Below are 19,907 nucleotides of genomic sequence, written 5' to 3'. Positions count from 1 at the left end.
GCGGCCCGACTGCCCGCATCGACGGCACGCTGCGCCTCTGCGGCCGCACCGGCTGGAACCCATCCCCCGAGGGACTGCGCCTCACCGCACCGCCCTGCCGGCTCGGCATGACGGCGCGTCCGCTTCCGCACCGCAGCGGATCTCCGTGCGGCACCCGGTCGTGCTGCCCGGGGTCAGCGCTTCATCTTCAGGTCCCAGACCGTGAGGTCGGCGTCCAGTTCGCCGTAACTCCCTTGTGAGGGGTGTGTCTTGGTGACGGCGAGCAGGGCGATCGGCGAGCTCTCGTTGACCACGCAGACCCGGTCGCCCGCCACCACGTCCACCCGGTCGTGCCGCTGCGTCTGGAGCAGGTCGAGGCAGCCCTGAGCCGTCGGCTCAGCGCTGTCGGTCCACAGGGCGACGGTGCCCTTGACCTCCATACCGCTGTTGGTGCGCCCTGCGGACGGCCGGAGAAAGGACAGGTCGTCGGCGCCGAGGACCGGCGGCACCTGGTTCAGGTCGACGCCCCACAGGCCGAGCACGATCTTCCCCGTCCAGCGCACCTTGGCGGCCGCCGGTGCCGGCACCGGCTTCGGGCTGGTACTGGCCGGCCCGGCCGCCGATTCGGGCGCGGGAGCCGACGCGACCACCGAGGTCGAAACGGGCGGCGTGGCGGACGGCTGCGAACCACCGCCCATGAACGCCGCCGCGGCGCTGGCCACCCCGGCGGCCGCACTCACCACCGCCGCCACCACACCCCAGACCATCACCGGCGACCGGTGGTGCGGCTCCGGCGGCGCGAAGCCCGTCGGGGAACCGACCGGATCGCCGTAGGGAGGTGGCGGCTGCTGCATGGAATCCCCCGAGTGCTCTGGTGGCGGCGACCGGGCTCGCACGCCGTTGAATCACCGGCACGATAGCAAGTTCTGAGGCCCCGTCGACCGCCGCCGGCCGGGCTCCAGACCGGTCGGGTCAGAGCTCGTACGCGAGCGGGTGGGTGGGCTGGTAGAGCAGCAGCTCGAAGCCGCTCGGGAGCGGGATCGCCGTAACGATGCCCCAGCTCTGCCGGGTCGGCGGCGTGACGGGGTGCACGCCCTGTTCGGCCAGCCGGGCGAGCACGGCGTCGAGGTCCTCGCACATCAGGTAGCACTCGCTGTGCGGCGGGGCCTCGGTCGGATGGAAGGCCAGCTCGGCCGGCGGCAGCTTGAAGATCAGCCAACCGCGGCCGGCGTCGACATGGGGGAAGCCGAGCACGTCACGGACGAACGCCCGGTCGGCCTCGGCGTCCGAGCTGTGCAGGATCACGTGTGCGCCACTGAACATGACCCGATGGTAGGAGTCACGCCGCCGCCCGTCCGCGCGAACCGCCGGAGCGTCACCCGGCTTCGGTCAGCTCACCGACGGCCCGTCACCACGCCGGTCGCAACGGGCCGGAGGGGGCGAGGCGGGCCAGGTCGTCGTGGAGCTGCCGGAGCCGCTCGGGCCCCAGCACGGAGGCCCAGGGGACCACCGCCTCGGCGGCGGCGTCGTCGGCGGCGCGGGTGCACTCCCAGCCGCGGGGGGTCAGCTCGATAAGCCGGGCGCGGGCGTCGGTGGGGTGCGGATGCCGTTCGACGTAGCCCTTGCGGACCAGTTCTTCCACCATCTGGCTGGCGGCCTGTTTGCTGACGCCGAGGTGTTCGGCCAGCTCGTTGACCGTGGCGCCGCCCGGGGCGAGCCGGGCGAAGGCGTAGCCGTGGGCCGGGCGCACGTCGTCGAAGCCGCGCCGGCACACGCCCGCGTCGATCTCGTGCACGAGATCGGCGGCCAGGGCGATCAGCAGCGGAGGGATGCTCAGGGCGATGGGGTCGGGCTCGCTCATGCGCGAGATTGTGCCACTCATCGGGACCACACCCTTGACGAAACCAGTCAAGTTACTTGACCATATAGACAAGCAGCTTGACTATTGAGAGAGCAGAGGCCCTTGCCCGTCATCCGCAGCAACTCGACCACCGTGCACGAGATCCACGGCGCCCGGTTCACCGTTCACGCCAACCCCGCCACCGGCAGCGCCGAACTCTGCGCCTGGCGGTTGGAGATCCCGGCCGGGACCGCCGGGACCCCGCACACCGTCAGCCGCGAGGAGATCCTGCACCTGCTCGGGGGCTCCCCCGAGGTCGTACTGGACGGCGAGCGCACCACCCTGGCCCCCGGCGACACGGTCATCGTCCCCGCCGGGTCCAGCTTCTGCGTCGACAACCCCGGCGTCAGCGCCGCCACCGCCTGGGTCACCACCGGCGTCGGCCTCCAGGCCACCCTGGCCGACGGCACGGTGGTCGCCCCACCGTGGGCCAACTGACCGGCGTCGTACGGGAGTCGGCCGTCAGCCCTTGTACGGGAGTCGGCGTCAGCCCTCGTACGGCAGCAGCTCGGCCCGCTTCGGCGCCCGGCCGTCGCCGGAGGACCTGCCGGTGAGGCGGCGCCCGATCCACGGGCCGAGGTGGATCCGCAGCCAGCGCAGGTCGGAGCGCAGCTTCGCGCTCCGGCCGTGCGGCTCGGCGGCCGGCAGCGGCGCCCGCCAGTCGTACGGGGCGGGACGGCCGAGCGCCTCCAATACGGCGGTGGCCACTCGGCGGTGCCCCTCGGGCGAGAGGTGCAGCCGGTCCTCGTCCCAGAGCCGGCGGTCGTCGAAGCAGGGGGCGGAGTAGAGGTCCACCACCACCAGGTTCGGGTGCGCCTTGGCCAGCCCCTCCACGAACGCCTTCATCCGCAGGATCGGGGCGAGCAGCCGGGCGCTGCCGCCGAGCCGCCTGGTCGGGTCGGTGCTGGTGAACATCACCACCGTGCCGCCGCCCGCGAGCAGGCGCTCGGCCGACCGGCCGAGCAGCTCCTCGACCCGGTCGACGTCGCAGTTCGGCCGCAGCACGTCGTTCAGCCCGCCCGCCAGCGTGACCAGCTCGGCGCCCATCGCGACGGCGGCGTCCAGCTGCTCGTCGTGGATCTGTCCGATCAGCTTGCCGCGCACCGCCAGGTTGGCGTAGCGGAAGCCGGGCCCCTGCTCGGCGGCCAGCGCCCGGGCGACCCGGTCCGCCCAGCCGAGGAACTGTCCGTCGGGCTGCAGCTCGTCGCACATGCCCTCGGTGAACGAGTCCCCGACGGCGACGTAGCTGCGGTACGTAATGGCGGTGGTGATGTTGTCCATAGCTCAACAATCGTACGCGCCCGGATACCGGCCGGTAAGCAGCCGTCGTGACAAGGGGTGGCGGTCGGTCCGCCCAGCTGGTTGCATGCGCGCGTGACCGATCTTCTCGACCGCATCGAGCGGTACTACGACGCCGTACCCCGCAACGCCGCCCGCGCCGAGGACTTCGGGCCGCTGTCGCTCTTCGTCCGGGACGGCGAGGGCTGGCCCTACTACGGCCGGCCCACTCTCGGCTGGTCCGGGGCGTCGGCCACGGTGGCGGACGTGCAGCGGGTCCGGGCCCGGCAGCGCGAGCTCGGCGTGCCGGAGAGCTTCGAGTGGGTCGCGGAGACCACCCCCGGGCTGCGGGCCGCCGTCGAGGGCTCCGGGCTCGCCGTGCACGAGCACCCGCTGATGGCACTGGACCCGGCCCCCTCCCCGACCCCGACCGGCGCGGCCCGGGTGGTCGGCGCCGACGATCCGGCGCTGGCCGAGGCCCTCGCGGTGGCCTACCTCTCCTTCGGCGAACCCGGCACCGCGATCGGCACCGCCGGCCCTGACGAACTCGCCGCCATGACGACCCGGTTGACCATTGACGGCACGGCCGAGCGGACCGCCGACCGGATCCGGGACGGCCTGACCGTGGTGGCCGCCGCGTTCGGCCCCGACGGCACCGCGCTCTGCGGCGGCCAGCACCAGCCGGTCGGTTCGGTCAGCGAACTGGTCGGCATCGGCACCCTGCCGTCCGCCCGCCGCCAGGGCCTCGGGTACGTGGTCACCGCCGCCCTGGTCGCGGACGCCCGGGCGCGCGGGGTGGAGACGGTCTTCCTCTCGGCGGGCGACCAGGACGTGGCCCGGATCTACGCCCGGGTCGGCTTCCGGCCGGTCGGCACCACACTGATCGCCGAACCCGCCGAGTAGCACATCCGGTTCAGCCCGTGGGCGCGACCGACGGGCCGCCGGTCACCCAGTGCTCCCGGACGGCGTCGGTCGGCCTGGGTTCGCCCAGATCGTCCAGGCCCCACGCACCCAGCGCGTCGACCACCCGGCGCAGCCTCAGACCGCGCTCGGTGAGCTGGTAGACCACCGCGTTGGCCGGGCGTTCCAGCTTGCGGCGCTCCACCACGCCCTCACCCTCCAGCTGCTTGAGCCGGGTGGCCAGGATGTCCGTCGACACGCCCGGCAGATCGGCGTGCAGGTCGGTGTAGCGACGTGGGCCGTCCAGGAGTTCACGGACGATCAGGAGGCTCCAGCGCTCCCCCACCGCGTCCAGGGCGCGGGCGACGGCGCAGTACTGGTCGTAGCTTCGGCGTGGCATGTGGCTCAGCATAGCCAAAAGGTTGGACTTTCCAAGTGGATACTTGGTAGAACAAAGCAACCGAAGGATGGCGCGGTGCGACGGTCGGGAGGCCGCAGTGGAGTTTCGGCAGTCCAGCAAGCTGGCGGGCGTGTGTTACGAGATCCGCGGCCCGGTGGTCGAACAGGCCAACGCGCTCGAGGAGGCCGGGCACAGCGTGCTCCGGCTGAACACCGGCAACCCGGCCCCGTTCGGCTTCGAGGCGCCGGAGGAGATCCTCCAGGACATCATCCGCAACCTCCCCAACGCGCACGGCTACAGCGACTCGCGCGGCATCCTGCCCGCCCGGCGCGCGGTGGTGCAGTACTACCAGCAGCGCGGTGTCCAGGGGGTGACGGTCAATGACGTCTACCTCGGCAACGGTGCCTCCGAGCTGATCCAGATGGCGGTCCAGGCACTGGTGGACGACGGCGACGAAGTCCTCGTCCCCGCACCGGACTTCCCGCTCTGGACCGCGGTGGTCCGGCTGGCCGGCGGCAAGGCGGTGCACTACCTCTGCGACGAGGAGGCGGAGTGGTACCCCGACCTGGACGACATCGCCTCGAAGATCAACCACCGCACCAAGGCCATCGTGGTGATCAACCCCAACAACCCGACCGGGGCGGTCTACCCGAAGGAACTGCTGCTCGGGATCCTCGAACTCGCCCGTCGGCACGGCCTGATGGTGCTCGCCGACGAGATCTACGACAAGATCCTGTACGACGACGTCGAGCACCACTGCCTCGCCGCGCTCGCCGACGACGTCATCACCCTCACCTTCAACGGCCTCTCCAAGGCGTACCGGGTGGCGGGTTTCCGCAGCGGCTGGCTGGTGGTCTCCGGGCCCAAGCAGCACGCCAAGGACTACCTGGAGGGGCTCACCATGCTCGCGGGCATGCGCCTGTGCCCCAACGTCCCGGCCCAGTACGCCGTGCAGGCCGCCCTCGGCGGCCACCAGTCCATCCAGGACCTCACGCTGCCGAACGGCCGCCTGACCGAACAGCGCGATGTCACCTGGCGGGCCCTCAACGAGATCCCCGGCGTCAGCTGCGTCAAGCCCAAGGGTGCGCTGTACGCCTTCGCCAAGCTCGACCCGGCCGTGCACCGGATCGTCGACGACGAGCGTTTCGTGCTCGACCTGCTGCTCCGCGAGAAGATCCACATCGTCCAGGGCACCGGCTTCAACTGGCCCCGCCCGGACCACTTCCGCTTCGTCACCCTGCCCCGGGCCGACGACCTGGAGACCGCGATCAGCCGGATCGGCCGCTTTCTGACCACGTACCGGCAGTAGCACCGGGCGGTGAGCGGTGGCGTCGCGGCGGGCGTTCTGACACGATGCCGCGATGACCTCCGTGTGGCCCCTTCTCCCCGTCGTCCCCGCAGGCCGGATGGCCGACGCGGAACAGCCCGTGCTCGACCTGCCGGGCGGCCTCGAACTGCGGCCCTGGCAGCCGGAGGACGCGGAGAGCCTGCTGGCCGCGAGCCTCGATCCGGACATCCGGCAGTGGAACCTCTTCTCGGTGGGGACGGTCGAGGAGGCCCGCGCGCGGATCGGTCGGATGCACGAGCGCTGGCGCGCCGAGCAGGGCGCGATCTGGGCGATCTCCCGTCCCGGCGAGGCGGCCATCGGCCTGATCGGCTGGAACGAGATCGACCTCCAGGGCGGCAGCGCCGAGATCCTCTACTGGGTGCTGCCGGCCGCCCGGGGCGGCGGGGTGGTCGTGGCCGCGACCGAACGGCTCAGCCGGTGGGCCCTCGACGAACTCGGCCTGCACCGGCTCCGGCTGCGCCACTCGGTGGCCAACCCGGCCTCCTGCCGGGTCGCGGAGAAGGCCGGGTACACGCTGGAAGGCACCCTGCGCAGCTCGCTGCTGCACGCCGACGGCTGGCACGACATGCACCTGCACGCCCTGCTCCAGGGCGAGCTCTGACCAGCCGTCAGCCCGCTCCGCCCGGCACCCGGGCGCCGAGGAAGGTCACCGGACGGCGCAGCCGGAAACCGAGCGTCCCGTACAGCCGGATCGCGTTGGTGTTGTCCCCCGCCGCGTGCAGGAACGGGATCTCGCCGCGCTCCCGGATCCCCGCCGCCACCGCCAGGACCAGCCGGGAGGCCAGCCCCTCGCCACGGTGGTCGGGGTCCGTGCAGACGGCGCTGATCTCGGTGTGTCCCGGCGGGTGCATCCGCTCGCCCGCCATCGCGATCAGCACGCCGTCCCGGCGGATGCCCAGGTAGCTGCCCATCTCGACGGTCCGGGCCAGGAACGGTCCCGGCCGGGTCCGTTCGACCAGCGCGAGCATCTCCGGGACGTCATCGGGGCCGAGCCGGACCGTCTCGGGGTCCGCCTTGCCGACCACGTCCGCACCGACCAGCTGCACACCCTCGATCCGGAAGGCCACCTCCCAGTCCCCGGGTGGCGAGACCGCCGCGTCGACCGCGAGTAGCACCACCGCCCCGGGCCCGGCCAACACGGCGAGGTCGGCCCAGTCCGCCGCCCGCGGCTCGTCCGGCAGCCCGTGAAAAGGCGTCACGTCCCTGGCGTACCGCACCGCCCTGCCCTGCTGCTCGGCGAACTCCGCATGCGGTCCGGCCAGCGCCGCCACGACCGGGTTGTCCAGCGGATGCGGCATCAGATCCCCGTCCCGTCCCGCGCGCCCACCCGGCGCAGCCTTTGATCATCGTAGCCAGCCCGCACAGCGCCTAGGCTCGCCTGCATGACCGTACTGCGCTCCGTCGCCCTGTTCGCCGTCGCGGCCGTGGCCGAGATCGGCGGCTGCTGGCTGATCTGGCAGAGCGTCCGTGAATCCCGCCCGTGGTGGCTGGCCGGCCTCGGCATCCTCGTCCTCGGCGGGTACGGGTTCTTCGCCGCCCTCCAGCCCGACTCCCACTTCGGCCGGGTCCTTGCAGCGTACGGCGGGATCTTCGTGGCCGGCTCCCTGCTCTGGGGCATGGCCGTCGACGGCTTCCGGCCCACTCGCTCCGACCTCCTCGGCGCGGTGATCTGCCTGGTGGGCGTCGGGGTGATCATGTACGGGCCCCGCCGCTGACACCCGGTGCCAGGCGGACCAAGTACAGTGCCAGAGGCATTGCTCCAGTACCGGAGGGAAGTTCCATGGCCAAGCCGCCCGAGGTCGGAGCGTCGGCTCCGTCGTTCACGCTGCCCGGTCTGCTGCTGGCGGAGGACGTCGCCGAGCGGCGCGAGTACCGCTTGGAGGAGGCCAAGGGCCGCCCCCTGGTGCTGGTCTTCTACCCAGGGGACGACACGCCGGTCTGCACCAAGCAGCTCTGCGAGTACACCTCCGACCTGGACCGGTTCAAGGACCTCGGCGCCACCGTCTGGGGCATCAGCCCGCAGGACCTCGACAGCCACGAACGCTTCGCCCGCAGGCACCGGCTGGCCTTCCCGCTCCTCGCCGACCCGGAGCGCGCCGTCGCCCGGGCCTACGGCATCACGGTGCCCGGCCTCGGCCTGCGCCGCTCCGTCTTCATCCTGGACGGCGGCGGCACCGTGACCTGGCGCCACATCGCGCTGGCCGGTCTGACCTTCCAGCACACCGACACCCTGACCGCCCAGCTGGCCGCCCTCGCGACGGAGTGACGGCCGGCCGGCACGCGGTCACCGGTCGAAGCGGACCGTCCGCTCCTCCCCCGCCGTCAGCAGGAGCCGCACGGGGGCGTGCTTGCCCACCGCTCCCGACCGCACCGTCAGCTCCTGGTCGACGGGGCTGCACAGCACGACGGTGACGGCCGCCGGCGTCCAGCTCAACGACCGCACCACCGCGCCGAACCGGGTCCGCAGGCCGTACAGGCTGCCGTGCGGCAGTGCGTCGGGCAGCGCCGGGAGCAGCACCAGCCGGGCCGGCGCGGTGGCCGTGGCGGGGTGTGAGCGGAGCAGCAGTTCGATCAGCACGGCGGGCAGGGCGTGCGCGACGTCCGCGTTGTAGACGTTCCGGTCCGGGTAGTGGCTGCTCATCAGGGAGCGGAAGTAGAAGTCCCTGATGAGCAGTTGCGAGAGCTGGCGGCCCGTCAGGACCGGGTCGTCCAGCCGGGCGGCGGCCAGTGCGCGGTGCAGGTGCCCGTGGCCCGAGTGGTTCTCGTCACCACGCAGCAGCAGCGCCGTACGGGCCGCCTCGGCCAGCGCGGGAGTGGTGTCAGGGCTGATCTCGTCCAGCGGCCAGACGGGGTAGAGGTGGCTGACGTGCCGGTGATCGTAGGTGTCGCCCGAGGACGGCCAGGCCCACTCGGCGAGCGCGCCGTCGGCGTTCACCCGGTAGTCGGGGAGCCGGTCGGCGACCGTCCGCCAGTGCGCGCCGGAGGCGTCGGTGTGCAGTTCGGTGAGGTCGGCGGCGGTGAGCAGGGCGTGCCGGGCGGCGGCCAGGTCCATCGTGGCGTTGATCGAGGCGGCGGCCGGGAGCTGGGTGCCGTCCGGGCCGGTCGGGTGGTTCTCCGGGGAGTACGACGGGACCAGCACCAGCGTGCCGTCCGGGTCGGTGCGGGTGAGGAAGTCGGCGTAGAAGTCCGCCACTTCGGCCAGCAGCGGGAGCAGTTCGGTGCGCAGGAAGTCCAGGTCGCCCGAGGTCTCGACGTACTCGACCAGCGGTTGCAGCAGCCAGTCCGCACCGGCCGTCCAGAGGTGGTGCGCCCAGCTGTGGTTGAAGTGGTACTGCAGGCCGTTGGTGCCGTCGGTGTGGGCGGGGGCGACCACACCACGGGTGCCGTAGAGCAGGCGCGCATTGGTGCGCCAGTCCGTCAGTTGACCCCGGACCAGCGCGGCCAGGGCGTGGGTCGCCTCGGGCAGGTCGCCGGTGGCGGCGGAGGCGATCTGCAGGTTGAGGTTGGCGTTGGTGGTGAACGCGCCGCCCCAGGCGGTGTGCCAGTCGCCGGTCCAGAGGCCGCAGAGCCTCGGCGGCAACGCGCCGGAGGCGGACAGCAGGTGGTACCGGCCGGCCGCGAACAGAGCCTCCAGCAGGGCCGGTTGGAGCACCGAGGGATCGGCCGACTGGCGCTCCAGCAGCTCGGCGACCGGCCGCTGCCGGTCCTCCTCCGGTGCGCCGAGATCGAGGCCGACCCGGTCGTAGGCGGGTCCGTGCAGGGCCACGTGCCGCGCCAGCAGCTCCCGGTGGTCGGCGGGCAGCCGGTACATCCCGGTGTCGAGCCGGCTCAACTCGGACGCCGGGGGGCCGATCTCGCCCCGGGCGGTACGGGTCAGCACCAGCAGCTCCGCCGCGCCGGAGACGTACACCCGAGGGCCGTCACAGCGCACCGTACCGCCGGTCGCGACGATCCGGGCCGCGCCCCGGTAGCCGTAGCTACTGTCCGGATAGCGCGCACGGAGCCGCAACAGCGCAGTGTCGCGAGGCAGTTCGGCCCCGGCCGCTATCTCGGCCGGACGGTACACCGAGCGGACCGCCGCCCGCAGGCCGTCCGGGGCGCCCGGCAGCCGGCCGTCCAGGCCGATCTCGGCCTCGACCGCGGCCCCCTCGGGGGCGACCAGGCGCTGCACCACCACGTCGTCGGCCCGGGAGACGAAGCACTCCGCCAGCCACTCGCCGCCGCCCTCCCGCCACCGGGTGGTCACCACACCGGTCCTGAAGTCCAGCTCTCGGCGGTACTCGGTGACCTCCTCCCGGCGCGAGCGCACCCAGCTGACGGCGAAGCCCGGGTGAAACGGCTGGACGTACCGGGGCTCCCAGTCGCCACCGAACCTGCGGACCGCCTCGGCCTGCTCTCCCGCCAGCAACAGGTCCTGGACGGCCGGGAGTTCACCTGCCAGCGCGGGGGGCTCGACGCCGGAGGCGGCGTCCGGCAGCACCAGGTCGTGGTGGGTGACCACCACCGTCTCGGCATCGGTCCGGCCGTGCACCAGCGCACCGTGCCGGCCGTTGCCGCTCAGGTACGCGTCCTCCCAGCGGGTGGCGGGTGCGGTGTCGTGGATGCCATGACGGGGCATGTGGGGGAAGCCCTTCCTGATTGCGATCAGACCGACGGACCTTGTACGGCGCCGATCAGGCCCGGTGCAGGAATTTGGTGAGGTACAGTCAAAGCACACCGTCGAAGCGCTTCAACTTGGCGCCGAGGCTAGGACAGCGGGCGGTCGGCGCACAAGGGTTTGCACGCGCTTAACACTTCAAGTCTTGACATCGACACGGAGCGGTCGACCACACCGGGGCATCGGAGAACGCTCCCCGAACAGTGGCCTGGACCAGCCAGAACGACACAAACCCGGCCGATGGGCCGAGTTTCACCGTCTTCACCCTCCGGACCGTCGCGCCGACCCGCGAAGCGCTTCGACCGACAGGCCCCGAACGAACCATCCGGCCATGGGCTCACCGCGGGGCCCGCTGCGGGCTCGCCCAACAGCGGGGAATGTCCGCCTTGTCCGTTTCATGTGGCATGCTGGCCAGCGGAGTCGAGCCAAGTCCAGGAGGCATCCCGATGTACGGAATCAAGAGCCCGCTGCCGGACGCCGACCGCAAGGTGGTCGGCGAGGCGTTGCAGGGGGCGCTGGTCGATCTGGTCGACCTCTCACTGGTGGCAAAGCAGTTGCACTGGAACGTGGTCGGCGCGCGGTTCCGCTCCGTCCACCTCCAGCTGGACGAGGTGGTGACGCTGGCCCGGCTGCACGCCGACACCGTCGCCGAGCGGGCGGCCGCGATCGGCGTCTCGCCGGACGGCCGTGCCAAGACGGTCGCCGACACCAGCGGGATCTCCACCTCTCCCGAGGGCCAGGTGGTCGACAGCACCGCCGTCAACACCCTGGTAGAGGCGCTCGCCGCCGTGATCACCAGGATGCGCGGCCGGATCGAAGCCACCGGCGAGCCGGACCCGGTAAGCCAGGACATCCTGATCGGCCTCACCGCTGACCTGGAGAAGTACTCCTGGATGGCCCAGGCGGAGAACAGCGTCTGACCTGTCAGGACCGCCCAGGACCCGGCCGCCCACCGTGCACTTCGGTGGGCGGCCGCGTCATGGCAGGATGATTGACCGAACGTCAACACACGGGGTGCGGGCGAAGGTTCGTGGGCGGACCGGGAGCAGGGGGCAGAGCCGTATGAGCGGTGACAAGTTCGGGGTCTCGTTGACCGAGCTGGCCGAGATCCAGCGGGACTGGCAGCAGATGAGCGAGCGGATGGCCGAGATGACCGCCAAGCTCGGTCAGATCAAGAGCACGGTGGCGAAGGCGGCCGCCACCGACCTGATGGCCGCACCGTTCGCCGGGATCATCGGTTTCGCCGCAGTGGCCGGGCAGGTGGCCGGCGAGGTGGCGGACATCAACGCCCGGGCCGAGAAGCTCCAGCAGACCAAGGAGAAGCTCACCCAGGCGATCGCCGAGGACGTCCAGAAGCTCCAGGGAGTGATCAAGGCGTACCAGGAGGCGGACCGCCAGATCGAGGAGGACCAGCGCAAGCAGGAGAAGGACCGCCGGCAGCCGGAGAAGCCCAAGCCCACCGGCAACGGTGACGGCCACGGCACCGGGAAGGGAACCGGTCACGGCAACGGCCACGGCACCGGCGGTGACCAGGGCGGCCACGACGGCGGCGGTGACGGCGACCAGGGCAACGACCCGGACTCGAAGCCCTCGCACGAGGGCAAGATCTCGGTCAAGGAGGTCGAGTACAGCGGCCGCGGCTCCTGGAAGAGCGGCGAGGCCGCCGTCCGGGACTACATCAGCCAGACCCTGGACCTGATGGGCATCACCGACCCGAAGGCCCGCGAGCAGTGGACCAAGGGCCTGCTGACCATGGCCGGCCGCGAGTCCTCCTTCAACTCGCTCCCGCTGGCCAACGGCTGGGACAGCAACGCCACCGGCCCGAAGCAGTCCGACGGCTTCCCGGCGAACTCCTCGCGCGGCCCCTGGCAGTGCATCCCGAGCACCTTCGCCGCCTACCACCAGTCGGGCACGTCGACCAACATCTACGACCCGGTCGCCAGCTGCGCCGCCTCGATGAACTACATGATGGACCGTTACAACGTCTCCCGGGACGGCCACGACCTGGCCGCCAAGGTCCAGCAGGCCAACCCGGGCAAGAGCGCCCGCGGCTACTGACCCGCCTCAGCCGGCGGCCGGGGGCGTGCTCCCCCGGCCGGCGACGGACCAATGGTCTGACAGCCCCTAACCGAGCAGGGCCCGGGCGTCGTCCGTGAGCACGAGATCCGGATCCGCCTCCACGGCGGCCCTGAGATCGGCCAGCGCCTCCGGACCGCGGCCCAGGGCCTGCAGCGAACCGGCGCGCTGGAACCTGGCCGACGGGTCGTCGGTCTCCGCCACCACGCTGTCGAGCAGGCCGAGGGCGTCGCCGTGGCGTCCGGCGTCCTGGTAGGCGACGGCCAGGTTGAAGCGCAGCCCCGGGTCCTCGCTCAGCCGGACGGCCTCTTCCAGGTCGGCAGCGGCCGCCGTCAGGTCGCCTTCCTCGTAGGCCAGTTCGCCGCGCAGCGCCCACGCCTGGGCGAGGCCCGGGTCTGCCGCCAGGGCTGCCGAGTACGCCGTGCGCGCCTGCTCGTTCTCACCCTCCGCCGCGTGCAGTTGGCCCTGGACGGTGCGCAGTTGGGCGTTGTCCGGGTCGAGCGCCAGCCCGGCTTCGACGTCCCGGCGGGCGCCCGGCAGGTCGCCGAGGTCGGTGAGCAGCCCGGCCCGGTTGAGGTAGGCGTCGACGAAGGCCGGGTCGAGCTCGATGACGTAGCCGAAGTCCTGCACCGCGCCCTTCACGTCGCCGAGTTCGGCCCGTACGTCGGCGCGGTTGTAGTACGCCTCGGGAAAGGGCGGCGAGAGCCGGATCGCCTCGTCGAAGTCTGCCAGCGCCTCGGCGGAGCGACCGGTGCGCCGGAGCACGATGCCCCGGTCGAAGTAGTACTCGGCGTAGTTGGGGTCGACGGTGATCACCGAGGTGTAGTCCGCCACCGCGTCCTCGTGCCGGCCGAGCCCGCCGTGCACCTGGGCGCGGTTGTAGACGAGCACCGAGCGGTGCAGGGCGTGCTCGCCCGGGTCGAGGATCTCGTCCAGGCGGGCGACGCACTCGTCCAGCAGCGCGAGCGCCGCCTCGGGACGCCCCTCGCGGACCTCGATCAGGGCCAGCCCGTTGCGGTTGAAGGCAGTCCGGAAGGCCCGCTCCTTGGGGTCGGGGGTCCGGGTGGCGAAGGCGATCGCGGTGTTGATCCAGCCGCGTGCCACCCGGTGGTCGCGCTGGTCGTCGTCCAGGAAGCGGGTGTAGAGCATCGCCGTGCCGTACGCGCACTGCAGGTGGATCTCCGGATCGGTGCTGACCGCGCGGGCCTGCTCCCAGAGCGGCAGGATCCGGTCCGTCAGGCCGAGGCCGGCCAGCGCGTTGGCCGGTTTGGCGAGGAAGGTCCACCAGTGGCGGGGGTGGCTGTCATGGGTGACCAGGGCGGCGCCGCGCTCGCCGTAGTCCAGGACCGCGTGGTAGAAGCCCATGTCGGTGCAGTAGTTGCTCGCCTCGCGGAGCAGGTCGGCGCCCGCACCGGACGGATCCGAGCCGTGCTCGGCGTGCCAGAGCAGGGCGCCCAGGCTCAGCGACTGCTCGTCCAGCGCCTCGAGTTGGAGCCGCCGGGCGTCGTGCAGCGCCGCCCGGTCGGCGGCCGGGAGGAGCTGGTACGCCTCGGCCGCCCGTGGGTCCTCGGACGTGCCGTCCTCGTCCACGTACCGCGCCGCGAGCCCGGACTCCGGGAGGTGCTGGTGCTCGGCCGGGGCCGTGCCGTCGACGGCCACGCAGTGTGCGGCGAGGGCGGGCGCCAGCGGGGCGGCCGTCTCGCCCTCGGGTTCCTCGACCGGCTCCGTCCCCGTGTGCGCGACCACCGTGAGGAGCGCCGGGTCCATCCGGCGGACCAGGACGGCGATGAACTCCTGGTCCGTCGGATCGGCCCGGTGCAGGTCCTCGACCACCAGGGTGTGCGGCCCGCCGCCCAGCGCGAGCGCGTACTCGGTGAGGAACTCGACCAGGCCGTGCGCGATTCGCAGGGTGCGCAGCCGGGAGTAGTAGCGGGTGCGCTCCTTCGGCACCGCCAGCGAGGTGAGGGTCTCCCGGGAGGCGGGGACCGTGCCGCGCAGTTCGGGCGCCGTGCTGAGGATCTCGACGTCGTGCCGCCGGACCACCTCGGGGCAGCGCGTCAGCGCGTCCGGGACCAGGGCCCGCAGCAGGGAGCCGACGGCGGTGTACGGGCCGCGCAGTCGGCGGTGCGCACTGACCGTCACCAGGACCGGCGGCAGCGCCAGTTGCTCGTGGGCGGCGGCCCTGGCGGCGCGGTGCGGCGCCCGGATCCAGTGGTGGCGGGGCTCGGCCATGGCGGTGGTGCCTTTCGTCAGAGAGCGGGTGCTGTTGCTTCGGGAGCGGACTTCCGGCGGCGCCGGTCCCGGCGGGCGATCACGACGGCGGCACCGAGCTGGAGGACGGCCAGGGCGAAGAACACCGTGGAGTCGAGGAACGGGCCCAGCGGGGCGTGCCCGCCGAAGCGGGCCAGCGCACCCGTGACGAACCGGGCCCCGGCGGGGATCACGCCGAGGGCGAAGACCGTCAGCGAGAAGGCGTAACCGGCCACGATCAACCAGGCGTACCAGCGGGCCGCCCGGCGGTCGACGGGATGCCAGGCCGACTCGTCCAGCAGCGGGCGCCCGCGCCGCCGGCGGACGGCGTTGCGCAGCACGCCGGTCGCGGTGGCGTGCAGGTCGCGGCAGCCGAGCAGGGTGCTGAGCAGCACGTAGATGTCGGTCCGCAGGTAGAGGAACGCCTGCCAGGCGAGCCGCAGCAGGGTGGCATAAGCCAGGGCGAGGCAGAGCCGGCCGACCCCGCTGAGTCCGCCACCGGGGAGGCGGGTGGCGTCGGCGGTCAGCGTTAGGGTGGCGGTCAGCACGGTGTCGGCGAGCATCCCGGCCAGGATCGGCAGGTAGCGCTTCCGCCTGGGCACGGTGACCAGTCCGTCGAGCGAGGTCTCCAGCACGATGTAGATCAGGCGGTGGCCGAACGAGAGCCTGCTCGGCAGGCCGAGCCTGCGTCCGGCGAGGGCGTGGAAGCCCTCGTGCACCAGGATCAGCGGGAACTGGCCGACGAACAGGACCAGTGAGACCACGGTGAAGTAGGGGCTGAAGAACACGTTCGCCGGGTGCGGAGCCAGCTCGGGCCTGCGGACCGTCTCGACGATCCCCAGGGCGATGACCAGCAGGTAGCAGACCCAGGCGGGCGGGCTGAACAGGGCCCGGCCGAGGCGCTGCCAGCGCACCGGTGGCGGTGGCGGCTCGTCGCCGGTGCGGACGAAGCCGAGTTCGTCCAGCCCGGCGAGCAGGTCCGCGATGTCGACGCTCTCGCCGTGGGTCCGCTCGTAGGCACGCGCCGCCTCACGGGGCGTCAGACCGTCGGCCAGCAGGCGGACCAGTTCCGCCCCGTCGGCGGGGAGCACCGCGTAGGAGTCGGTGTCGACCCGGCCGACGGTGACCTCCTCGCCCTCCTCCAGGTAGACCAGCGGGTGCAGCGGGACCGGGCGGTCGAGATCCGGGCCGGCGGACGCGTGGTCGGTCGAGGGGCTCATCGGTCCTCCGGGGACGATCCCTGCGGGGCGGTAGCGGTTGACGGGGCCGGCCGCCGGAGCGGCCGACCCCGTCAGCTGGAGCTGAGGGCTCAGGCGTCGCAGCCGCAGCCGTACATGGTCTGGGCCGAGCTGGTCAGGCGGACGGGGCCGGCCTTGCGAATCACGATCTTCTTCATGGTGTGTCCTCTCCTCGGGCTGACAGAACGGAACCAGCGGTAGTGAATCGCCCGGCTTCGAATATTCATCTCAGCTGTCGCGACGTCCCTCAGCATGGAACGGGGGCTCGCTCATGTCAACAGTCCGGCACCGGAGTTGACGGTCCGTCAGGCGCGGCGTGGAAACCGCCGTCGACGAAGAGCAGCGGGGCGCCCGAGGCGGCCCGGTGCTCCAGCACGCGGCCGATCAGGACCAGGTGGTCGCCGGCCGGGAGGACGCGCTCGCGACGGCAGACCAGCGTCGCCACGGTTCCGTCCAGCAGCGGCAGCCCGTACCGGCCCTGTTCGCCGGGCAGCTCGGCGAAGCGGTCGCCCGAGCCCGCGAAGCGGACGGCGAGGTCGCGCTGGTCGGCGGCGAGCAGGTTGACCGCGAAGTGGTCGGCACCGGTGAAAGCGGCCCGGCTCGCGGAGGAGCGCTGCAGGCACCAGAGCACGAGCGGCGGCTCCAGCGAGACCGAGGTGAAGGAGTTCACGGTCAGACCTGCGGGCCGTCCTCGGTGGCGGGTGGTGACCACCGCGACGCCGGTTGCGTAGCGCCCGAGTACCGCGCGCAGTGGGCGGTCCGCCTCGACCGCCTTGTCGAGGGCCATCCGGCACGCCCCTCCCTGGTGGAGTCCTGGTGGAACCTCTACCAGTCCCAGATGGACGGGACTTGGCCTGTTCATTCATCTCAGACGGAGCCATCGCAGACTGGCAGCTCACCGTCGGGGCGTCAACAGGTCCGACCTGGCCGGGTGGTGGCCGTCGGCCGGACCGGACGGGGTGTAGTCGACCGGGGTGGTTCCGGCACCTGGCCAACTAGGATGGGACGACGGGGCCGCCGGGCTCCGGCCGCGCTCGCGGCGCAGCGATGGAACGAGCAAGGGAGGTGCGCGGTGCCCCGATCCGGAGCCGCCACGCTCGCCGACCGGATCGACCGGCTCTTCGAGGTGGTCCGAGGCCCGGACCGCGAGCCGTACAGCAACGAGGAGGTCGCCAGGGCCTGCCGTGAGGCCACCGGCGAGACCTTCTCGGCCACGTACCTCTGGCAGCTCAGAACGGGGCGGCGGGACAACCCGACCAAACGCCACCTGGAGGCGCTGGCGCAGTTCTTCCAGGTGCCCCCGGCCTACTTCTTCGACGACGAGCAGAGCAGCCGAATCACCGAGGAGCTCCAACTCCTTGGCGCGCTAAGGGATGCGGGCGTCCGCGACGTGGCCCTGCGGGCGGTCTCGCTCTCGCCCGAGGGGCTCGGCACGATCAGCGACATGATCGAGATCATCGCCCGGAGAGAGGCCGGATCGCACCGCTCGGAATGACTGTCCATCAGACCTTCACACGCCTAGGATCGCTCTCAGCGTGTCGGGCATCGCTGACCGTGATGGGACCGGGCCTGGGGGTGGGACTGTGCGGTGGTTCACGGACCGGCGGCGACGGATGCTCTGGCGCCGATGTCGACGGATGGTGGAAGCCCTCCCCCTGTCGGCACCCTTCGACCCGGCGGAGCTGGTGGCCGCGCTCGCCGAGCGGCGCGGACGGCCGATCGAACTGATCCAGCTGCCGGTCCGGGCCCACACCCCCTGCGGTCTGCTGGTCACCACCGACCGGGCCGACTACATCGGCTACCCGAGCGCCACCACGGCGCTGCACCAACAGCACATCCTGCTGCACGAGTTGGGCCATCTGCTGTCCGGCCACGCGGGGACCGAGGGGCTCAGTTCCGGAGCCGTACAGGCACTCCTGCCGAGCCTCTCCGACGAGCTGGTGCAGCGGGTCCTGGGGCGCACGGTCTACACCGAACTCCAGGAGCAAGAGGCCGAGTTGTTCGCCTCGCTGGCCCTGCACCGGCCCAGACGCGGCAGCCGGTTATGACCGCAGCACCGGTCCGCTGGCTGCGGGCCTGGACGGCGTACCGGCGGATCGGCCCACTCTGGGCCGCCCTGCACCGCGCGGTGCCCGAGATCGCGCTCTCCACACCGGCCGCCCCGCTCCGCCCGGCGTTCCCGCTCGGAGCTGAGTTCGCGCTCTACCGCCGCATCATCGAGATCCACGACGGCCGGCTCGCGCTGCGCCCCTACGTCCATCCGGGGGTGCACAGCTGGGCGGTGGCGACCGCCGGCCGGCCCGGCGAGGGCGGCAACGCGGCGGCGCGGGCCGAGGCCGCGTGCATCGCGGCCGCGCTGGCCGCCGCCGAGGCCGGGCTGCCGTACCGGGCAGGGCCACCCGTCCCGTACACCGCGCACGAGGTGCAGGCCAGCATCGAGGCCGAGACCGCCTGGCTGATCGACGTGACCGAGGCCTTCACCCGCTCGACCCGCGCGGCCGGCCTCGGCGCCCGCCGCCCCGGCGTACAGCACGCCGCACCCTGGCCGCCGGTGATCCGGCACTGCTAGGGCCGGGCCGGCCGGACCGGCCTTACACGGGGTCGCCCGGCAATGCGCGGTAGGCAGCGGCGAGCTCGGTGATCAGCGGGTACGCGGCAGCCAGTTCCACCCCGTCCACGGCGGCGATCGGGCGGACACCGATCGCCGCATTGGTGGCGAACGCGGCCTCGAAGCCGCCAAGACCGGCCAGCGGGACCCGTTCGCCGCGGCCGGGCCGCAGCCCGCGCAGCAGCTCCAGCGTGGTGCCCGGCAGGTACGCGGCCTCCGGCCAGACCGGCTCGCCGTCGCGGATCAGCCCGAGGTTCCAGGTGCCGCCCTCGCTGACCGCCCCGCCGTCGTCCACGAACAGCGCGTCGTCGTACCCGGCCAGCTGCGCCGCCCGCCGGTGCCGCAGCGCGCCGAACAGGCCGACGCTCTTCACCTCGGGCTGGTCCCGGACGTACCGCGCCGAGCGCACCCGGAGCGGCGGCGGCACCGCACCGTCGCCCGCCGGACGGGTGGTCACCAGAATGGCGGGGTCGGCCGGCCCACCCAGGGTGCCGAGGTCGAGCGCGGGGTCGAAGACGGTCACCCGTAGCAGCGTGCTGCCGCTCCCCGGCACCGCCCGGCGGGCGTACGTGCGGACCAGGTCGAGGTCCAGCTCGGTGCCGAACAGTGCCCGGCAGTCCCGGCGCAGCCGGTCCAGGTGGAGCGTCAGCCCGCGCACCCGGCCGTTGGTCACCCGCATGGTGGTGAAGTGTCCGTAGTTGGTGAGCGCCAGGGCCTGGAGCTCCGCCGGGCGTACCGGCCTACCGTTCAGTTCCGCCATGCCCCGAAGCATGCCAGGCCCCGGCCGACCTCAGCCGACGCACCTCAGCCTGGCAGGCCCTCGCGCACCCGCCGCGAGACCGCGAACTCCTGGAGGTCGAGCGTGCCGGGCGAGTCCGCGACGCCGGGGCCGCCGGCCTTCACCCAGTCGGTGATCTCGTCCAGCATGTCGTCCGCCAGCACCCAGCCGAGCCAGACCGGGCGGCCACCCGCCGCGCGCCCCTCGGCGGACGGGCTCACCACGACCACGTTCGAGTGGTCGCAGGCGTCCAGGCACGGCACCGCCCGCACCCGTCCCGCCGTACCGACGCCCTCCTTCAACCGGACCAGCTGCGCCGCGTGGTCCACCTCCGGATGCCGCCGTTCCGTACCGCAGCAGCACCCGCGACACACCGTCACCGTCACCGGCGCGGCGGCAGGCTTCTTGACCGCCTTACGAGCCATCAGTTCCCCTCCCACACCTTCCGACCCAGCACCCCGAGCCCCTGACGTGCACCTTACCGCCCGGGCCACC

General features: G+C 72.5%; 22 protein-coding genes and 1 pseudogene. 11 read left to right on the top strand and 12 right to left on the bottom strand.

Features of this window, described 5'->3' with window-relative positions; translation table 11 throughout:
* Window positions 1-173: 173 nt before the first annotated feature.
* The 3 genes from ACKUU6_RS25700 to ACKUU6_RS25690 all read right to left on the bottom strand — a co-directional run bounded on the left by ACKUU6_RS25700 (window position 174) and on the right by ACKUU6_RS25690 (window position 1,840).
* Window positions 174-833 (bottom strand): hypothetical protein, encoded by a 660-nt coding sequence (locus tag ACKUU6_RS25700; protein WP_407990935.1) that lies wholly within the window; start codon window positions 831-833, stop codon window positions 174-176.
* Between the two features lie 118 nt (window positions 834-951).
* The gene (locus ACKUU6_RS25695; RefSeq protein ID WP_407990934.1) at window positions 952-1,302 is read right to left on the bottom strand and encodes a VOC family protein; all 351 of its coding nucleotides are present in this window, start codon (window positions 1,300-1,302) and stop codon (window positions 952-954) included.
* Window positions 1,303-1,387: 85 nt separating this feature from the next.
* Window positions 1,388-1,840 carry a MarR family winged helix-turn-helix transcriptional regulator gene (locus tag ACKUU6_RS25690; protein WP_407990933.1) on the bottom strand — a complete coding sequence of 151 codons (453 nt, stop codon included), beginning with the start codon at window positions 1,838-1,840 and terminating at the stop codon, window positions 1,388-1,390.
* 102 nt (window positions 1,841-1,942) lie between these two features.
* Between ACKUU6_RS25690 and ACKUU6_RS25685 the strand changes: the two genes are divergently transcribed.
* Window positions 1,943-2,317: a cupin domain-containing protein gene (locus ACKUU6_RS25685; RefSeq protein ID WP_407990932.1), complete on the top strand. Its 375-nt coding sequence runs from the start codon at window positions 1,943-1,945 to the stop codon at window positions 2,315-2,317.
* 48 nt (window positions 2,318-2,365) lie between these two features.
* Here ACKUU6_RS25685 and ACKUU6_RS25680 read toward each other — a convergent pair whose 3' ends face one another.
* Window positions 2,366-3,160, bottom strand: coding sequence for an SGNH/GDSL hydrolase family protein (locus ACKUU6_RS25680; protein ID WP_407990931.1), 795 nt, complete (start codon window positions 3,158-3,160; stop codon window positions 2,366-2,368).
* A 93-nt stretch (window positions 3,161-3,253) separates the two neighbouring features.
* Between ACKUU6_RS25680 and ACKUU6_RS25675 the strand changes: the two genes are divergently transcribed.
* A complete protein-coding gene (locus tag ACKUU6_RS25675; protein ID WP_407990930.1) occupies window positions 3,254-4,060 on the top strand; it encodes a GNAT family N-acetyltransferase in 807 nt (268 codons plus the stop codon).
* 46 nt (window positions 4,061-4,106) lie between these two features.
* Here the strand turns inward: ACKUU6_RS25675 and ACKUU6_RS25670 are convergent.
* Window positions 4,107-4,457, bottom strand: a pseudogene (locus ACKUU6_RS25670) (winged helix-turn-helix transcriptional regulator); the annotation flags it as partial.
* A gap of 97 nt (window positions 4,458-4,554) precedes the next feature.
* On the opposite strand from ACKUU6_RS25670, the gene ACKUU6_RS25665 reads away from it, so the two are divergent.
* Together ACKUU6_RS25665 and ACKUU6_RS25660 are read left to right on the top strand one after the other, a co-directional pair.
* Window positions 4,555-5,766 (top strand): pyridoxal phosphate-dependent aminotransferase, encoded by a 1,212-nt coding sequence (locus tag ACKUU6_RS25665; protein WP_407990929.1) that lies wholly within the window; start codon window positions 4,555-4,557, stop codon window positions 5,764-5,766.
* 52 nt (window positions 5,767-5,818) lie between these two features.
* Complete coding sequence (locus ACKUU6_RS25660; protein ID WP_407990928.1) at window positions 5,819-6,406, top strand: GNAT family N-acetyltransferase; 588 nt, start codon at window positions 5,819-5,821, stop codon at window positions 6,404-6,406.
* A gap of 7 nt (window positions 6,407-6,413) precedes the next feature.
* Here ACKUU6_RS25660 and ACKUU6_RS25655 read toward each other — a convergent pair whose 3' ends face one another.
* On the bottom strand, window positions 6,414-7,103 hold the full coding sequence (locus ACKUU6_RS25655) for a GNAT family N-acetyltransferase (protein ID WP_407990927.1): 690 nt from the start codon (window positions 7,101-7,103) through the stop codon (window positions 6,414-6,416).
* Between the two features lie 84 nt (window positions 7,104-7,187).
* Here ACKUU6_RS25655 and ACKUU6_RS25650 point away from each other — a divergent pair, with 84 nt between their 5' ends.
* Both ACKUU6_RS25650 and ACKUU6_RS25645 read left to right on the top strand, forming a co-directional pair.
* Window positions 7,188-7,520 carry a YnfA family protein gene (locus ACKUU6_RS25650; RefSeq protein ID WP_407990926.1) on the top strand — a complete coding sequence of 111 codons (333 nt, stop codon included), beginning with the start codon at window positions 7,188-7,190 and terminating at the stop codon, window positions 7,518-7,520.
* Between the two features lie 65 nt (window positions 7,521-7,585).
* Window positions 7,586-8,071, top strand: a complete 486-nt coding sequence (locus tag ACKUU6_RS25645; protein WP_407990925.1) for a peroxiredoxin — start codon at window positions 7,586-7,588, stop codon at window positions 8,069-8,071.
* An 18-nt stretch (window positions 8,072-8,089) separates the two neighbouring features.
* On the opposite strand, the gene ACKUU6_RS25640 is transcribed toward ACKUU6_RS25645, so the two are convergent.
* Window positions 8,090-10,423 carry a glycosyl hydrolase family 95 catalytic domain-containing protein gene (locus tag ACKUU6_RS25640; RefSeq protein ID WP_407990924.1) on the bottom strand — a complete coding sequence of 778 codons (2,334 nt, stop codon included), beginning with the start codon at window positions 10,421-10,423 and terminating at the stop codon, window positions 8,090-8,092.
* A 485-nt stretch (window positions 10,424-10,908) separates the two neighbouring features.
* Between ACKUU6_RS25640 and ACKUU6_RS25635 the strand changes: the two genes are divergently transcribed.
* Both ACKUU6_RS25635 and ACKUU6_RS25630 read left to right on the top strand, forming a co-directional pair.
* Window positions 10,909-11,382 (top strand): Dps family protein, encoded by a 474-nt coding sequence (locus tag ACKUU6_RS25635; RefSeq protein ID WP_407990923.1) that lies wholly within the window; start codon window positions 10,909-10,911, stop codon window positions 11,380-11,382.
* Between the two features lie 142 nt (window positions 11,383-11,524).
* Entirely contained in the window at window positions 11,525-12,520 is a 996-nt protein-coding gene (locus ACKUU6_RS25630; protein ID WP_407990922.1) for a hypothetical protein, read from the top strand.
* Window positions 12,521-12,586: 66 nt separating this feature from the next.
* On the opposite strand, the gene ACKUU6_RS25625 is transcribed toward ACKUU6_RS25630, so the two are convergent.
* The 3 genes from ACKUU6_RS25625 to ACKUU6_RS25615 form a co-directional block, all read right to left on the bottom strand.
* Entirely contained in the window at window positions 12,587-14,770 is a 2,184-nt protein-coding gene (locus ACKUU6_RS25625) for a tetratricopeptide repeat protein (RefSeq protein ID WP_407990921.1), read from the bottom strand.
* Window positions 14,771-14,787: 17 nt separating this feature from the next.
* A complete protein-coding gene (locus tag ACKUU6_RS25620) occupies window positions 14,788-16,008 on the bottom strand; it encodes a hypothetical protein (protein WP_407990920.1) in 1,221 nt (406 codons plus the stop codon).
* Window positions 16,009-16,300: 292 nt separating this feature from the next.
* Window positions 16,301-16,813 (bottom strand): flavin reductase family protein, encoded by a 513-nt coding sequence (locus tag ACKUU6_RS25615; protein WP_407990919.1) that lies wholly within the window; start codon window positions 16,811-16,813, stop codon window positions 16,301-16,303.
* A gap of 285 nt (window positions 16,814-17,098) precedes the next feature.
* Here ACKUU6_RS25615 and ACKUU6_RS25610 point away from each other — a divergent pair, with 285 nt between their 5' ends.
* The 3 genes from ACKUU6_RS25610 (at window position 17,099) to ACKUU6_RS25600 (ending at window position 18,595) form a co-directional block, all read left to right on the top strand.
* Window positions 17,099-17,521 (top strand): XRE family transcriptional regulator, encoded by a 423-nt coding sequence (locus ACKUU6_RS25610; protein ID WP_407990918.1) that lies wholly within the window; start codon window positions 17,099-17,101, stop codon window positions 17,519-17,521.
* Window positions 17,522-17,666: 145 nt separating this feature from the next.
* A complete protein-coding gene (locus ACKUU6_RS25605; RefSeq protein WP_407990917.1) occupies window positions 17,667-18,074 on the top strand; it encodes a ParH-like protein in 408 nt (135 codons plus the stop codon).
* On the top strand, window positions 18,071-18,595 hold the full coding sequence (locus ACKUU6_RS25600; RefSeq protein WP_407990916.1) for an MAB_1171c family putative transporter: 525 nt from the start codon (window positions 18,071-18,073) through the stop codon (window positions 18,593-18,595). Before ACKUU6_RS25605 ends, ACKUU6_RS25600 begins: the two co-directional genes overlap by 4 nt.
* Before the next feature lie 22 nt (window positions 18,596-18,617).
* Here ACKUU6_RS25600 and ACKUU6_RS25595 read toward each other — a convergent pair whose 3' ends face one another.
* Together ACKUU6_RS25595 and ACKUU6_RS25590 are read right to left on the bottom strand one after the other, a co-directional pair.
* Window positions 18,618-19,394, bottom strand: coding sequence for an aminotransferase class IV family protein (locus ACKUU6_RS25595; RefSeq protein ID WP_407990915.1), 777 nt, complete (start codon window positions 19,392-19,394; stop codon window positions 18,618-18,620).
* Between the two features lie 44 nt (window positions 19,395-19,438).
* On the bottom strand, window positions 19,439-19,837 hold the full coding sequence (locus ACKUU6_RS25590) for a (2Fe-2S) ferredoxin domain-containing protein (protein ID WP_407990914.1): 399 nt from the start codon (window positions 19,835-19,837) through the stop codon (window positions 19,439-19,441).
* Between the last annotated feature and the right edge of the window lie 70 nt (window positions 19,838-19,907).

Origin of the sequence: Kitasatospora sp. CMC57 (assembly GCF_045866025.2) — a bacterium.
In the GTDB taxonomy this organism is placed as follows: Bacteria; Actinomycetota; Actinomycetes; order Streptomycetales; family Streptomycetaceae; genus Kitasatospora.
This window is presented reverse-complemented; position numbering and strand designations above follow the sequence as displayed.